Below are 546 nucleotides of genomic sequence, written 5' to 3'. Positions count from 1 at the left end.
CTGCAAGCATAGCGACCAAACAGATAACAAGTACACCTACTGGGATCACAATCTTGTCTACGAATGACAGGCGAGCTGCACGCTCTTTGTCACCAATTAGACCGTTGTTATCAAGTAGCATTGTTAATGCCCATGCTAGTACAGGGTTAACGACGGCAGAACCGAAAATACAGATACCCGCTGCTTGAGAGTCTTTAGAGTCTTTCACCATTTGCATACCTGCTTCAAGTAGAGGTAGAGATACACCTACAAGAAGAGCGACACGCATTACTGGTGGCCATACTGCGATGTCCATTGGGAAGCCAAGGATCGCGATGATCATCACCAGAAGACCAAGAAGGATAGCACCGCCAGGAATTGGACGTTTTGCAATCGCTGCTGGGATCATGTAAGTACCCCAAGATGAAGTGATGTTACCACCACCTACCGCTGTGCCTACCATCTGACGGATAGAACACATAGTCATTGTGTCATCAACGTCCATTAGTACTTTTTCAGTCTTTTTAGGGTAGTTAAGTTCTTGGAAAATACGATGACCTAAGAAGT

1 protein-coding gene is annotated in these 546 nt (G+C 45.6%); it reads right to left on the bottom strand.

Going from position 1 to position 546, the window contains the following annotated elements:
- The coding region (locus R7040_RS29230) for a DUF3360 family protein (RefSeq protein ID WP_318098012.1) at positions 1-546 on the bottom strand (546 nt) is incomplete at both ends.

This window comes from Vibrio sp. 1069 (assembly GCF_033340555.1).
This window is presented reverse-complemented; position numbering and strand designations above follow the sequence as displayed.